Below are 15,007 nucleotides of genomic sequence, written 5' to 3' on the forward strand. Positions count from 1 at the left end.
CCCCCGTCCTAAAAGTTGCTATAGTTGATTATGGAATCCTGCATTTTCTCCACAACTTTTTCGACGGGTATTAGCCCTAGTTCACCAGATGCACGGGTGCGAATACTCAGAGAATTACTTTCCACCTCTTTGGCACCTACTACCGCCATCACGGGTATTTTAGCCTTCTCCCCATTGCGGATTAATTTGGCCAGGCGATCGCCACTTAGGTCTGCTTCCGCTCTGATTCCCAGCTCTGTCATTTTCCCAGCTATTTCTTTGGTGAACTCAATTTGCTGTTCACCAACTGGTAGCAGTCGAATTTGTACTGGTGCTAACCAGAGAGGAAAATCCCCTGCATATTCTTCAATTAAAATGCCAATCAGTCTTTCTAGGGAACCAAAGGGAGCTCGGTGAATCATAACTGGGCGTTTTCGTGACCCATCCTCCGCCACATATTCTAGGTTAAACCTTTCTGGTAGATTGTAGTCCACCTGTACTGTTCCCAATTGCCATTCTCTTTCTAAAACATCGCTGAAGATAAAGTCCAGTTTTGGACCATAAAAAGCTGCTTCCCCTATACCCTCAAAGTGATCCATTCCCAACTGCTGCACCGCACGACGAATTGCTCCCTCTGCTTTATCCCAAACTTCGTCTCCACCAATGTATTTATCACTGGTCGGATCTCTAAAACTCAATCTCGCTTTAAAATTTTTCAGTTGTAAACTTCTAAATACGGTCAAGATTAAATCCACAACATTTAAAAACTCCCCATCTAATTGCTCTGGTGTGACAAATAAATGGGAATCGTCCACGGTAAAACCTCGCACCCGGGTTAAACCCCCTAACTCACCGGACTGCTCATAACGGTAAACTGTGCCAAATTCTGCCAACCGCATGGGTAATTCTCTGTAAGAACGCAGTTCACTTTTATATATTTGAATATGAAAGGGGCAGTTCATGGGCTTGAGGACAAAACCCTGGTCTAGGGCTTTTGATTCCTCATTTTCAGCCATCATGGGAAACATATCTTCTTTGTATTTTTGCCAGTGGCCTGATGTTTTAAATAAATCTACTCTAGCAATATGGGGGGTAACAACTGGTAAATAACCCCTTTTTAACTGTTCTTTTTTAAGAAAATCTTCTAATATGCTTCTCAATAAGGCACCTTTCGGGGTCCACAAGGGTAAACCTGGACCTACAGGGTCAGAGAAAATAAATAAACCCAATTCTTTACCAATTTTACGATGGTCACGTCTTAAAGCTTCTTCTTTGCGACGTTTATATTCTCCTAGCTGTTCGGGGGTTTCCCATGCGGTGGCGTAAATACGCTGTAATTGGGCCTTGGTTTCATCACCACGCCAGTAAGCACCTGCAACGCTTTCTAATTCAATAGCTTTGGGGTTGATATCCTTAGTATTTTCTACGTGGGGACCTGCACATAAATCCCACCATTCATCCCCTAGGTGATAAATAGTGATTGGCTCTTGTTTAATATCCGCCAAAATCTCTAATTTATATGGCTCCTGAATTTTTTCAATCCGTTTTTTGGCTTCCTCTCGACTGACTTCTTCCCTTATCACAGGTAATTTACGGTTAATAATCTTCACCATTTCCTTTTGAATGGCTTTTAAATCTCTATCGCTAAAGGGCTCTGGGTTATCAAAGTCATAGTAAAAACCATTCTCAATCCACGGACCTATGGTTACTTGCGCCTTGGGAAACAGCTTTTGTACTGCCATGGCCATCACATGGGAAGCAGTATGGCGAATTTTTTTTAAGATCTCTGATTCGCTAGTCTTGGGTAAATAAATTTTTTCCGCTGGTTTTTCTAGATTTTGAGCTTCTTGATTTGACGACATCGGCTGTTGGTAGCTTTTAAATTAATGTTGACAGAACTAGTTTTGATAAGAAATATCCTATGATTCTCCTAATTTACCAAAATATCCGCTGGGGGGAAGCTCTCTTTATCTATTTTTTCTTTGAGAAAATTTACAGATTGTAAAGTTTTATGAATAGAGTTAATATAAGAGTGACTTTTAGAAATATACTTTTCATATATGCCAGAATCTAACCTTTCGGCCTCCCAACTGTTACAATCACTGCTAGAACCACTTTTAGAGGATTTTGAATATTGGTTTGCCCGCTCCCAGCAATTGTTGGAAAATGAGAAAATCTCATTTATGACTGAACAGGAACAGTCCGATTTACTTGACCGAGTTAAACAAGCACAACTAGAGGTAAATACATCCAAGATGCTATTTAATGCTACTGGTAAACAGGTGGGACTAGATATGGCAACCTTAGCCCCCTGGCATCAACTTTTAGGTGAGTGCTGGAGAGTGGGGATGCGCTATCGTCAAATAAAATAACACCAAAATTTCAGGTTTAGAATCTTAACATTATTTTCATAAAAAAATAATGTGTCCCGTGCTACGTTGGTGCTAATGCCTTTGAAAATACCAGCACATAGACTATTTTACTTTTCTTACTTTTGCCAATTAATTACCAGTGAGAAAAGTTTAGGGAATTATAGCCGTAGCTACCCGGGCGAAGGTAAGCCAGAATGCCTATCCAGCAATCACTTTCAGCTATGGTCTATGGCGTTCTGGCTCAATACATACAATATAAAACTTTAAAATTTGTTATCTTAGTGGAGGATAAGTTGATGTTACACTTACTGTACATTGTAGCTTTTACAGCTTTAGCATTTATTGCTGTCAGTAATTTAATTAGAAACCTAATTATGTTCAGTTTTGACCGTTCTTATCCTCACAAAACGGGGGTTAATCAACGTGGTTTTGGTTATTATGGAACCAACTCCATACCCCATCCAGAGTTATTGGATGATTCGGGTAACTTAATCAAGGAGCCACTTTTAGTAATGCGTTCTATTAATGTGGAGGATGCACGTCAGCATTTAGATGCGCTATATGAATCTTCCCCTGGGAATAAAATTGAGAGTTCGGAAGATGCTTAGTTGTAGTTAGATGGTGTTCAAAGATTAGAAACTATTTAAAAACAAGTAAAGGCTTACCCTAGGGTAAGCCCTCATTTAGTTAAGTTTTGAAGGAATTCAGATTCCGATTCGTTCGGATCAAACGGTAAGCTCTACCGAGATAGCTTGTGGAGTAGACATTGAGACTACGATGAGGAAGTAGGTAGTCCAGATCTGTAAAGGTCTGGGTAGCTTTGGGTAGATCCTATAGAGCGGAAAAACTAGTCGAAAGCAAAGTTACTGGCAGTGAGTGTACTAGTATTTACTCCGGTTAAGGTGGCTACTTTGTTGCCATTGATGATAATGTCGTTATTGGTTAGGGTCAGATTATTAAAACCAAAGTTGCTTCCTTGACCACTAATACCTAAAACGTCAGTACCTATCTGGAAGTCCACAATGGTATTGGCAACGTTTTTGTTGTCAACACTAGGGATATCACCAGTAGTGATCCAGAATTGGTCTGCACCAGCACCACCAGAAATTAAATTCCCTCCACCCTCGGTAACAAAGAATTTATCCTCTCCATCGCCACCTAAAGCGCGACCATTAGTACCCAGATAAAATACATCATTACTAGCACCACCGGAAATGCGATAGTCTTTGGCATCCGTGGCGAAGATTTCATCATTCCCACTACCACCAAAAATGCGATCGCCATTATTTACGTCTATAATGTCTTTTCCGCTACCTGAGTGTACTGTATTATTGCCTGCGTAGGGGTTGGTGACACCCAGGGTATCCACTTTGTCGTCTCCAGCACCGGTGAAAATTATATCATTAATGCCATCGGTTCCTTGTGGGACAGACACATTATCAGCACCGGGAGCGCCAAAAACCAATTGAGAGCTTTCAGCGATGGTCGCAGCTAGACCTAGACGAGCATCCAGAGCGAGAGGTTTATCCAATTCTAGCACGACCATTTCATTGTTATCAATGAGGGGGGGACGACCAATGGAGAAAGGATAATTGTTGTCATTAGCCACGATAATGGTTTTATTATCCCATACTACCACATCTTCAATGGTTTGAAATGGCATATTATAGACTTTATTGCCATCACTATTGAGATCATTGGGGTCTTGGATATCCAGTAAGTTTGCTACTTCTTCCTTGGAAACAAAACCTTGAGCATTGACCTGACTAAAATCCACCTTGAATATCTTTTTAAACGCTGCGCCAGTGCCCTGATTATTGTCCCTTTCAATTACCAAGAACTCTTTGTCATTTATAGGTGTGAAATCGCCAATAGCATTGCTAGGACTGGCTAGTTGATAACGTCCTACTAAACCGGTGTAAGTTTCTGTTGCTACATCAAATTTGTAGATTCTGACGGAACCAGCAGGATCTCCTACCACCGTACCTTCCAACATGGGATAGACCGTTTGACGGTCTGGACTAAAAGCCATACCTTCAAATCCCTGGGAGCGGTTGAGATTAGCAGTAACTAAATCACCATAGTAAGGTTGATTGGGATTGAAGTAAACTGGGGAGTCGGCAAAATAGGGTGAGTTCAAGTTATTGTTGGGGTTGGCGTAACCTGTTCCCGCTAGATAGTTGTTAACTATTACGGATGTTCCTGTTTTGGGGAAATCAGTAAAGAAACCATCTACGCCTAAATCCACAAATTTACGTACTTCTGCTCCCGGATCTCCCTTATAGTCGGCAGAAAGGAAAAACCCATCATTTCTTAGGGTGTAAAGATGAACTAGTAGTCCCGCTTGGTGGGCATCCTGAATGAGAGTTGTTGGTGTGCCTAAGGTGCGGTCTGCATCACTGATTTGACCATCCCCATTTAAATCATCCGGTTGGCCATCTTTATTATTGTCTACGGTGGCCATAGGAACTATGCGCTGTTTGTTTGGTCCTATGCCTTTTGCATACTGAGCAATTTCTTTTAACCCAGTAGGTGTAGAAAGGTCATTATAGGTACGACTGTCTCCATTGACCACAAAATCGTAGGGTCTACCGGATCCACCAAATAATTGCACTAATGGGATATCAACACTCGCACCAGGCATAATTGTGTTTTTCAATTCCTTGAGGTTACTAACTTCAAAGGATTGAATGAAGACACGACTAGCATCAGTAAAGTTCAGGGTTTTGAGGGTATTTACCAATAATTGACTGGTGTTAAAACCTTGCTGCTGGAAGAATGTAGGATGTTTGGTTTCTGGGTAAATACCAATCTTGCGTCCAGTTTCCAATTCTACCTGTTTCACCAGGTCAATCACCTCTTTCAGGGTGGGAACCTTCAACCCATCTTGATCAAAGGCGGTACTACGGAGGGAAGGAAGACGCTCAATGGCATTTAGTTCTTTAATTTCTGCTAGGGTAAAGTCTTCTGCGAACCAACCACCCACGTTGCGACCATCTAAGTTTTTAACTTTTAGGCGATCTTGGAATTTATCACGTAGATGAACGTCTGTGCTGGTATCTGTGAGATTGATTTCTGGTTTACCACCCACAAGTTTAATTGTACCATCAGTGTTGAGGTTCACAACCGCCAACATCGGTTCATGACGGGCAATTAAAACATTATCTTTGGTGACAACCAAGTCTGGTTCAATGAAATCTGCACCCTGGGCGATCGCCAATTTATAACTAGCTAAGGTGTGCTCTGGACGCTCTCCGCTACTACCCCGGTGACCAATAACAATAGGTTTTTGACCATTGAGAGTATCAAAGTCAGGTTTGGATAGAACATTGGGATTTTGGGGGGATCTTACTTGGTTGGTGGTAATTTGGTCTCTTACCAAATCTCCTGTTCCTGGGAAATCGGTAAAGTAACCATCTACGCCCAAACTAATAAATTGACGGTACTCCAATTCCGGGTTGTTGTTATAGTCCGATGCCAAAAAGCGACTTTCATTGCGGAAGGTGTAAGGATGAACCAACAGTCCCAACTTGTGAGCATCGCTAACCACACTGGTAGGTGGTAAGGTTACCTTGTCACTGTCATTAATTACCCCATCGTTGTTTAAATCGTCTGGTTTGCCATCACTGTTCTTATCTACCGTTTTCACCGAAATAATCTGGCGCTTCCATGGTCCAATACCGTCAGCATATTTGGCAATTTCTGCTAAACCTGCTGGAGTCAGGAGATCGCCATAGGTACGAGTGTCTCCCTTGACAGTAAAATCGTAGGGACGGGCGTAAGCATCTTTGTATATAAGTGTGCCATTATCGGCTACATCATATGCATCAATTAGCTGCACTAGGGAAATATTAACACCTCTTGCTGGCATAATGGTACTATTCAAATCCTGAAGATTACTAACTTCAAAAGATTGAATAAAAATGCGTGTAGGGTCAGTAAAACTCTTGCTTTTTAGGGTGTCAATGAGTTTTTCTTCTAAAGATAAACCCAGATTGTCGTGGTAGGTGGGATGTTTAGTTTCTGGGTAAATGCCAATTTTCTTGCCCGTTTGTGCTTCTACTTCCTTGAGCAAATCAATAATTTCGCCCAGGGTGGGGATTTCCAATAGCCCATTAAACACCTGGTCACGGTAACCCTGAGGCATAACTGCTCTAAGAGTTTTAATTTCCGCTAAGGTAAAGTCAGAAGCAAAGAAGCCTTCTTCTTCTACTCCATCCACTACAACCTTTTTCTTGCGACTGGCAAATTCGGGACGACTATTTACATCAGTAGTATTAATCAAATTGGGCTCGTGACGAGCAATTAAGACTCCATCCTTGGTGGAGACTAAATCTGGTTCAATGAAGTCAGCACCCCGTAAGATTGCCAGTCTGTATGCTTCAATGGTATGTTCTGGTAATTCACCACTAGCACCTCTATGACCAATAACAATGGGTTTTTGACCGTTGAGAGTGTTCAGTTGGATGGGATTAGGGGTGGCAATGGGCGCATCTAATAGAACTCCATTGCTGTCAAAATGCAATAAATAAGTACCAAATTCATCACCTATCCAAATATCCCCCCTATGATCAATGACAAAGGACTCCACATCAAAATCTGCTCCCGTCAGTAGTCGTTCAGGAGTATTTTGATTCACAATGGAAAAGGGAATCAAGCGGTTGGGATCTGCAAGTTGAATGAAGTTCTCCACTCCAACCTTACCATTGCCATTTTCAACCCCGGTAAAATTAGGATCTAGTTGGTAGATGCGCAGGAGAAAGTCCGCACTGTTGTTTTTAGCACCAAAACCATTGTCCGCTAAAAACCAAAATCGGGAACCACTGGTGTTAGGAGCAAATTGCACCCCGCTAAAGCCTTGTACAGGTTGACCAGAAAAGGGCGTAGTGCGTCCATTGGTGGGATTAGTGACAGCAGCACCGGATTTTGGACCAGCAGCAAACGTATCAGCAGGAAGAACAGCAAAACCTTTGAGTGTTACCATATTGGGAATTTTGGTAAAGAAAAATTAAGTTAGTATTCCCAATACAACTTATTGGTAGAAAGTTAAGATACCATTGTCCCAAGAGTAAGTCTATTTTAAGTATTGATTAAGTTATTGATTAATTAGGATTGAGGAGGGGAATTTTTTGAGTTTTGTCAAGATTTAACAGTTACCAAACTTACTTGATCAGTTTTTGGGTTAGGATCTGGGGAAGTGCTTTCTCATGGTCTAAATTGGACGTTTAAGAATATTCATGAGCATTTCGACTTCCGTGCTGAGTGATTTGCTACAGTCACTATCTCACCTACGTCCCCAGTTATATTTTAAGGCTTCACTAACCGCACTTTCCCATGCGATGGAAGACCAGATCTTGGGGACTACCTTGGGTGAACCACTAATTATTGCCAGTTTTCAGCGAGAACGGTTTTATCGTCAAGAAGCCCATCGCTATGAGCGTCTTGCTGAGCGTAGTAATCAGGTATATGTATTGTCTGCACTAGAAACTGAGTTTACCAGTAGTTCAGGATCCTATGAAAAGGTTGCTTTTACACCAGAGGATGCTTTAAGTAAAGAGTGGCACTTGGTTGTGATTGCAGATAATTATGCTACCTGTTTAGTGTGTCGAGAAAGTGTTAAATCGGTTGTTAAAAGTCAGCAAGTACCAGAGACGAGTTCCGTCCTGGATATGGATACCTCAAGAAGATTTGAGGGTATTTGGACAGCTGACAGGACTGTTAGTATTAAAGCAGCGGATTTATTATTAAGCAGAATTGTGGCCTATCGTCCTGATTTGAAGGACAAGGTGGTTGATGTACGTAAACGGTTTAATATTAAAGAGTTCACAAAATCCAGTCAGAGAAAGAAGATAGGCGGGCGGGAAATTGATACGGATCCTTTTGTCCGACGACTAGTAACTTATTTACAGGCCAGTCAGTATAAGTTACACAAGGCCTACCGCTCTCTTACTGTCCAAGCTAGGAAAGAAAGACTGGTTAATTCTATTAGTATGGCTATTAGGCGCTCCCTGGATCCAAAACAAATTTTGCAAGTCGCTGCCCAGGAATTGGGAGAGCATTTAGCAGCGGGTCGTTGTTTGATTTATCGTGCTCAGTCTGGTGATGTGAGGGCAAATATTGAACATGAATTTTTGGATCAGGGTTTATCATCGGTTTTAGGACAAACCTGGGATTTACAAAGTCACTCCCTATTTCAAGAAATTGTGGATAAACAAGAGGGAGTATGTGTGGGTGATGCGACAACGGATCCACGAGTTCAAGATTCTCCTTACTTGTCCTCCATAGCAGGCAAATTTAATATTCGTTCCTGGTTGATGGAACCTGTATTATTTCAGGGGAAATTGCTGGGTATTGTGGAACTACACTATTGTTATTTTCCTACCTACGATTGGCAACCGGGAGAGCTAGATTTAGTCAAGGCGATCGCTACTCAAGTAGGTTCAGCTTTAATTCAAGCCGAATCATTTACTAATCTAGAAGAGCTAAATAAACAACTAGAGGCTTTAGACCGAACTCGCAGCAATCTAATTGCTATTACTGGGCATGAGTTGCGAACTCCCCTTTCCACCATTCAAGTGTGTTTAGAAAGTTTGGCCACCGAGCCAGATATGCCCGCCGACTTACGGCAAGTGATGTTAAATACAGCTCTTGCGGACTCAGAGAGAATGCGTAAACTAGTGCAAGACTTCCTCACCCTTTCCAATTTAGAAAGTGGGAATGTGGAATGGCATACGGAATCTTTAATTCTCAAGGAGTGTGTGGATTTAGCACTAAGTCGCATGCGTATAAGGTCTAACAAAGAAAAATCCCCCCAGGTAAGTAGTGAGATTCCCATAAATTTACCCCTGGTGAAAGCGGATGGGGATTGGTTAGTGGAAGTATTAGCCAAACTGATAGATAATGCCTATAAATTCACTTCCCCCTCGGGAAGGATTACAATTAAAGCCAAACAAAATCGTAGTGACCAAGTATTGGTTACCGTAGCTGATACAGGTCGAGGCATTGATCGGGATGCGTTGGAAATAGTATTTGACCGGTTTTATCAAGAGGAGGGAGCCTTGAGGCGAACTACTGGAGGAACAGGATTGGGTTTAGCGATTTGTCGTCAAATAGTTAATGCTTGGGGGGGAAGAATTTGGGCTGAGTCGGAGGGTAAAGATAAGGGAAGCCAATTTCACTTTACTATTCCCATTATGCGGGGGAAGATAGAAAAAAAGCAGTCCAAGGTTAATACTGGAATATCATCACCCAGGTAGTTCTTTGGGCCAAGCTACTGGATGGTGGTTTTTCCTCCCCCCAGATTTGAGAAAGTGTTACAGTGTGTGAAATAATCGTAATATGGGATAAGTTAGGGTGGTAGTATGCCCTAAAAACGTTGAGAGAAAACCCTAATCCTATGGCAACTCTAACTGGACAAACCCCCCTATTTGGCGGTAGTACTGGCGGACTACTTAAAAAGGCAGAAGTAGAGGAAAAGTACGCTATTACCTGGACAAGTCCCAAAGAGCAAGTTTTTGAAATGCCCACCGGTGGTGCAGCAACTATGCGCACAGGCGAAAACTTGCTTTATATTGCCCGCAAAGAGTATGGCATTGCTTTAGGTGCCCAACTCCGCAAGTTCAAAATAACCGACTACAAGGTTTACCGGATTCTCCCCAGTGGGGAAACTACTCTGATTCACCCCGCAGATGGTGTGTTCCCAGAAAAGGTAAATAAAGGTCGGGAAATGGTACGCCATGTACCCCGCAGAATTGGTGAGAACCCCAGTGCTGCAGCACTTAAGTTTAGTGGTAAAGCTACCCACGACGCCTAAGAACTGTTGGCGCTAGTTGATAATGGGTAATTGGTAATGTAACAGTCTTTACTAGTTACCCATTTGAATTTCTAAGTATATAAAACTTTAACCTATGATTTTTCCCGATTTTCAGCAATTTATACAATTAGCTCAACAGGGTAATTTTGTCCCGGTTTATCAAGAATGGGTTGCCGATCTGGATACCCCTGTTTCCGCTTGGTACAAGGTTTGTGCAGGTCAACCCTATAGCTTTTTGCTGGAGTCGGTGGAAGGTGGGGAAAAGGTGGGACGTTATAGTTTATTGGGTTGTGACCCTCTTTGGATTTTGGAAGCAAGGGGAGACCAAACTACTCAAATCTATAGAGATGGAAGACGACAGGTTTTTCAGGGCGACCCCTTTAGGGTTTTGGCTGACTGTTTGGCACCCTATCATCCAGTGAAATTACCAGAGTTGCCTTCCGGAATTGGGGGTTTATTCGGGTTTTGGGGTTATGAACTCATTAATTGGATTGAACCAACAGTACCCATACATACTCAGGATGATCGCCAGATTCCTGATGGACTGTGGATGCAAGTAGACCATTTGTTAATATTTGACCAGGTAAAACGCAAAATTTGGGCGATCGCCTACGCTGATGTCAGGGAAGATGTGGGGATGGAGGAGAGTTACCAAAAAGCATGCAATTGTATTAAACAGATGGTAGAGAAATTATCTTTACCCTTGACGAAAGAAAACACCCAACTAACCTGGAAATCACCACAGAACAGACCCAAGGTGGACATTAAAGAGTACAGCAGCAATTTTACCCAGGAGCAGTTTTGCGCCAGTGTGGAAAAAGCGAAGGAGCGTATTAGAGCGGGTGATATCTTCCAAGTAGTAATTTCCCAAAGATTAGGGACAGAATACCGGGGGAATCCCTTTGCGTTATACCGTTCCCTACGTCAAATTAACCCTTCACCCTACATGGCATTTTTTAACTTTGACGATTGGCAGATCATTGGTTCTAGTCCAGAGGTGATGGTCAAAGCAGAGAGAGATGAGGAAGGGGGGATAATGGCCACGGTTAGACCACTTGCTGGAACAAGACCAAGGGGTAAAACCAGCAAGGAGGATGGGGAATTAGCAGCGGATTTATTAGCAGATCCCAAGGAAGTTGCTGAACATATTATGTTGGTGGATCTGGGACGCAATGATTTAGGAAGGGTTTGCCAAAATGGCACAGTTAAGGTTGATGAACTAATGATTGTTGAACGTTATTCCCATGTGATGCACATTGTTAGTAATGTGGTAGGTAAATTGGCGGAAGATAAAACCGCTTGGGATTTATTAAAAGCTTGTTTCCCCGCAGGGACAGTTAGTGGAGCACCAAAAATCCGGGCTATGCAAATCATTAACCAGTTAGAACCAACCCGCAGGGGAGTCTATTCAGGAGTGTATGGCTATTATGACTTTGAAGGACAATTAAATACTGCCATATCCATTAGAACCATGGTGCTAAAGGACGGGACTGTTAGCGTTCAAGCGGGCGCGGGACTAGTTGCGGACTCCCAACCGGAGAAAGAATATGAGGAAACTCTAAATAAGGCTAGGGGTTTATTGGAAGCAATTAGATGTTTGAAAGAGGTTACCTAGTTCAGTACAGGTCTTGACTCTACAATTCCCAGCAAGATCCCCATTAAACTCTCTAAATCATCTGGAATACGATACACGGAAGCCACTTGGCTTTAGACAGGAAGTGCCAACGGCGAATTTATTCGCCTTGATATTTAACCGTGATGCGGATCTTCAATATTCCAGTGTTGTCTTTATGTTATTTTGTGGCTGCTATTGACAAGTAAGTCTTATCTGAGCTATACTTTCGAAATCAACTTAAAGTAGCGGTGATGCTAAGAATTAATTTTAGCAGAATCAGTAGAGGCTGTTTAAGCCAGCCTCAGAAAGTTCGTTTATGGACTCTTCAGAAATCTCCGTGTCTTTAGACCGGAGAAGCTTAATACTTAAACTTGCTAAGGTTAAATATTCCTCAATCCTTTGTTTTAACTCTTGTAATCTTTCCAAACAACGATTACTTTTAGGTAAGCTAATATGTCTCCTTAACAGATTATATCCTAATTCAGCTAGAATCTCATCAGCTTCATAGCACATTTCAAAATAGGACCTGAAGGTGTAGGATTGATTCTCTTGCAGAATTTTTCTACTAGTCATATTTAACTCAATTAGCTCACAAAATCAGGAAGAAAGCGGGCTAACCAGTTTGTGGTTAACCCGTTTGTGCTTTGGGAACGCGCAGATAATTAATTATTGCAACACTAACTTAACATTAGCATTCTGCAAACCACGCTGTTTTACTTCGGCTAGGGTTTTATTAACCGCGTATTTCTGGTTAATAGAGTTTATCAGATCAGTCTGGTTGTGCTTCTTAGCAACGCCCCATAAATCAGCAATGAGGTCAAAGGAACCATCGCTATTACGAGACCAACCTAAATCGTACTCGCCTTCCAATACCGCAACAATGTCCGAACGTACACGCTGACCGTTATAACCACGTACATCAGCCTCAGTTTTTACAGTAATACCTAGGTCGCTTAGGGAAGCTTTGAGAATTTCGGCATCGGTAATCTTAGTACGCAGAGTGCTAAAATGAGACATTTGGGTTTCCTCCAATAAGAAGATTGATGAGAAAAACGACAACGGTTTCTTTTTCACCAAAGCCGCATTAATCTGGGATTAATTGGGAAGCGGCTTAACTCGTAACCCGTTAGCCCGTGGACTAACCTTTCCCCTCTGGTTTACAGAGGAAAGCTTTTAAAACTCCAATCGCTGATACTCAGCTACGGAGGATGCTGCTGGTCTAGCACGCTGTCTGGCCCAGTCCCTTAAGGCTGTGACCTGTTCTTGCATCGTCCTTGACAACGGCAATGTAGACTTCAATGCAGCAATAATATCTAATTGGGTGAACTCCCGATCCTGAGCAAAGGCCTCATACATGGCTGCAATTATTGCCTGCTCTATTTCAGCACCGGAAAAACCATCGGACATCTTGGCTAGTTGCTCTAGGTCAAATCTAGCAATTTCCTCTCTTCTTTTGGTTAGGTGAATCCTAAAGATATCCTGACGTTCTTCCGGTGTGGGTAAGTCCACAAAGAAAATTTCATCAAAGCGACCTTTTCTTAAAAACTCTCCTGGCAACCTTTCTACTCGGTTAGCTGTTGCCATGACAAATACTGGAGACTTTTTCTCCTGCATCCAGGTCAAGAAGGAACCAAAAATTCTACTTGATGTCCCTCCATCAGAATCGCTAGACCCCGCACTACCAGCAAAGGATTTATCCAGTTCGTCTATGAATAAAATAGTTGGGGAAATAGATTCTGCTGTTTTTAAAGCATTACGCAGGTTCGCCTCGCTCCGACCCACCATGGAGCCATCGTAAACTCTCCCCATGTCCAATCTTAAAATTGGCAATCCCCATAACCTGGAGGTGGTTTTTGCTATCAGTGACTTCCCGCAACCAGGAACTCCTAAAATTAACATCCCTTTCGGTTGTGGTAATCCATACTCCCTCGCCCTTTCTGTAAAGGCGTTGGACCTCTGTTTCAGCCACTTCTTTAATTCCTCTAACCCACCTACGGCTTCGATAGTTTCATCTTCTTCAATGTATTCTAAAATGCCATTGCGGCGAATTAGCTGTTTCTTTTCTGATAAAACTATATCAACTTCATCTTCCGTCAGCCTCCCACTTGTTACCTGGGCCTTTCGATATACTTTCTCGGCTTCATCCTTGGTCAGTCCTAAGGCCGCTCTCAGTAGTTTTTCCCTAGCTTCGGTAGTTAAACGCCGCCCCCTATTCTGCTCCTGGTGGGCAGTGAGAACTTTACTTAACTCGGTCATGTCTGGCAGTTGGAAGTCAATAACAACAACCTCTTTCTCCAATTCTATCGGTACTTGTTGCATCGGAGACATTAAAATAATGTTCTTTTGCATACCTTTAAAACTGGCGATCGCATCCCTTAAGGACCTGGTTGTTGCCGGAGCATCAATAAAAGGATGTAAATCTTTAAAAATAAATATACCAGGTTCTTTCTGTCTAATTGCCCACTCAATAGCTGCCTCTGGTGACACGGTGTTATGCTGGTTTGTACTCCTAGCCTGCCCGTATTCCACAATACCATGGGTTACAGTCCACACGTAAACCCGACGCTGGGATTTTAACGACTGAGCCATCGTATAAATTGCTTGCTCTGCCCGTTCTTCCTCGGAGGTCACAAGGTAGATTAAAGGGTATTGAGCTTGAATGAGTATGTTTAGCTCTTCTTTCATATCTATCGACCTACTTGAGACCTTATAGAAACACTACAATTATGGTTATCAGAATAACGGAAAGGTTTAAAAGTTTCCACTCACCCATTCATAATTTTTAACTAGCAAGGTACTAATTCTTCCTCAGTCCTGGGATGGGTTTGACTTTCAGTACACAGGTCATCTTGTCCAATAATTCCCGGTTGACGACCCAGGGCTATTAATTCCCCATCCTTTAAAACCAGTGAACTCAGACAACTGGGACAGGGATAAACTCTGTGGGTTCCTCCGTAAATCGACTCTTCCAGTTCAGCTATCACCTCTGAATGGGCTAGATAGAAACTGATTGCTCGCTCTGCTAAACCTGACATCGTTTCTGAGTCCATAACTGAGCGAATCTTGAGCTTTCTGTGTAATTCGGGCGATAAGTGCAACGTTACTTTTTGTTTTGTTTCCTGCTTTGTGTGCATATTACTATTCGACTGTCCTACCCGGGTATGTAAATCACCTTATCTCTTATTTTTTTTCTTGTCAAGCCATCAAACCAGTTTAACGCCTATTTTG

At 42.3% G+C, this 15,007-nt stretch carries 11 protein-coding genes; 5 read left to right on the forward strand and 6 right to left on the reverse strand.

Annotation, left to right across the window (positions count from 1 at the left end):
- Positions 1 to 8: 8 nt before the first annotated feature.
- Positions 9 to 1,841, reverse strand: a complete 1,833-nt coding sequence (gene thrS, locus IAR63_RS14110) for a threonine--tRNA ligase (protein WP_187705699.1) — start codon at positions 1,839 to 1,841, stop codon at positions 9 to 11.
- 198 nt (positions 1,842 to 2,039) lie between these two features.
- Here thrS and IAR63_RS14115 point away from each other — a divergent pair, with 198 nt between their 5' ends.
- On the forward strand, positions 2,040 to 2,351 hold the full coding sequence (locus IAR63_RS14115; RefSeq protein ID WP_061545247.1) for a DUF2605 domain-containing protein: 312 nt from the start codon (positions 2,040 to 2,042) through the stop codon (positions 2,349 to 2,351).
- Between the two features lie 296 nt (positions 2,352 to 2,647).
- Positions 2,648 to 2,959, forward strand: coding sequence for a DUF2973 domain-containing protein (locus IAR63_RS14120; RefSeq protein ID WP_187707479.1), 312 nt, complete (start codon positions 2,648 to 2,650; stop codon positions 2,957 to 2,959).
- A 239-nt stretch (positions 2,960 to 3,198) separates the two neighbouring features.
- Here the strand turns inward: IAR63_RS14120 and IAR63_RS14125 are convergent, their stop codons facing one another.
- Positions 3,199 to 7,344 carry a glycerophosphodiester phosphodiesterase family protein gene (locus IAR63_RS14125; protein ID WP_235678402.1) on the reverse strand — a complete coding sequence of 1,382 codons (4,146 nt, stop codon included), beginning with the start codon at positions 7,342 to 7,344 and terminating at the stop codon, positions 3,199 to 3,201.
- Between the two features lie 244 nt (positions 7,345 to 7,588).
- Here IAR63_RS14125 and IAR63_RS14130 point away from each other — a divergent pair, with 244 nt between their 5' ends.
- From IAR63_RS14130 to trpE, 3 genes are all read left to right on the forward strand, one after another.
- Positions 7,589 to 9,607, forward strand: coding sequence for a DICT sensory domain-containing protein (locus IAR63_RS14130; protein ID WP_187705701.1), 2,019 nt, complete (start codon positions 7,589 to 7,591; stop codon positions 9,605 to 9,607).
- A 140-nt stretch (positions 9,608 to 9,747) separates the two neighbouring features.
- The gene (locus tag IAR63_RS14135; protein ID WP_006275750.1) at positions 9,748 to 10,164 is read left to right on the forward strand and encodes a photosystem I reaction center subunit II PsaD; all 417 of its coding nucleotides are present in this window, start codon (positions 9,748 to 9,750) and stop codon (positions 10,162 to 10,164) included.
- Positions 10,165 to 10,258: 94 nt separating this feature from the next.
- Positions 10,259 to 11,779, forward strand: coding sequence for an anthranilate synthase component I (gene trpE / locus IAR63_RS14140; RefSeq protein WP_187705702.1), 1,521 nt, complete (start codon positions 10,259 to 10,261; stop codon positions 11,777 to 11,779).
- 276 nt (positions 11,780 to 12,055) lie between these two features.
- On the opposite strand, the gene IAR63_RS14145 is transcribed toward trpE, so the two are convergent.
- The 4 genes from IAR63_RS14145 to IAR63_RS14160 all read right to left on the reverse strand — a co-directional run bounded on the left by IAR63_RS14145 (position 12,056) and on the right by IAR63_RS14160 (position 14,913).
- Entirely contained in the window at positions 12,056 to 12,352 is a 297-nt protein-coding gene (locus tag IAR63_RS14145) for a hypothetical protein (protein ID WP_235678283.1), read from the reverse strand.
- A 93-nt stretch (positions 12,353 to 12,445) separates the two neighbouring features.
- Positions 12,446 to 12,796, reverse strand: coding sequence for a DUF1257 domain-containing protein (locus tag IAR63_RS14150; protein ID WP_009344125.1), 351 nt, complete (start codon positions 12,794 to 12,796; stop codon positions 12,446 to 12,448).
- Positions 12,797 to 12,952: 156 nt separating this feature from the next.
- Positions 12,953 to 14,464 carry a stress-responsive protein Ycf46 gene (ycf46, locus tag IAR63_RS14155; protein ID WP_187705703.1) on the reverse strand — a complete coding sequence of 504 codons (1,512 nt, stop codon included), beginning with the start codon at positions 14,462 to 14,464 and terminating at the stop codon, positions 12,953 to 12,955.
- A 101-nt stretch (positions 14,465 to 14,565) separates the two neighbouring features.
- Positions 14,566 to 14,913 (reverse strand): slr0373 family blue light stress response protein, encoded by a 348-nt coding sequence (locus IAR63_RS14160; protein WP_187705704.1) that lies wholly within the window; start codon positions 14,911 to 14,913, stop codon positions 14,566 to 14,568.
- Positions 14,914 to 15,007: the final 94 nt, after the last annotated feature.

The sequence above is a fragment of the Cylindrospermopsis curvispora GIHE-G1 genome (assembly GCF_014489415.1).
Lineage (GTDB): Bacteria > Cyanobacteriota > Cyanobacteriia > Cyanobacteriales > Nostocaceae > Raphidiopsis > Raphidiopsis curvispora_A.

Excerpts from the sequence above, each read along its gene's own strand:
- thrS (WP_187705699.1), bottom strand. The coding sequence starts at position 1,841 with ATGTCGTCAAATCAAGAAGCTCAAAATCTAGAAAAACCAGCGGAAAAA.
- IAR63_RS14115 (WP_061545247.1), top strand. The coding sequence starts at position 2,040 with ATGCCAGAATCTAACCTTTCGGCCTCCCAACTGTTACAATCACTGCTA.
- IAR63_RS14120 (WP_187707479.1), top strand. The coding sequence starts at position 2,648 with ATGTTACACTTACTGTACATTGTAGCTTTTACAGCTTTAGCATTTATT.
- IAR63_RS14130 (WP_187705701.1), top strand. The coding sequence starts at position 7,589 with ATGAGCATTTCGACTTCCGTGCTGAGTGATTTGCTACAGTCACTATCT.
- IAR63_RS14135 (WP_006275750.1), top strand. The coding sequence starts at position 9,748 with ATGGCAACTCTAACTGGACAAACCCCCCTATTTGGCGGTAGTACTGGC.
- trpE (WP_187705702.1), top strand. The coding sequence starts at position 10,259 with ATGATTTTTCCCGATTTTCAGCAATTTATACAATTAGCTCAACAGGGT.
- IAR63_RS14145 (WP_235678283.1), bottom strand. The coding sequence starts at position 12,352 with ATGACTAGTAGAAAAATTCTGCAAGAGAATCAATCCTACACCTTCAGG.
- IAR63_RS14150 (WP_009344125.1), bottom strand. The coding sequence starts at position 12,796 with ATGTCTCATTTTAGCACTCTGCGTACTAAGATTACCGATGCCGAAATT.
- ycf46 (WP_187705703.1), bottom strand. The coding sequence starts at position 14,464 with ATGAAAGAAGAGCTAAACATACTCATTCAAGCTCAATACCCTTTAATC.
- IAR63_RS14160 (WP_187705704.1), bottom strand. The coding sequence starts at position 14,913 with ATGCACACAAAGCAGGAAACAAAACAAAAAGTAACGTTGCACTTATCG.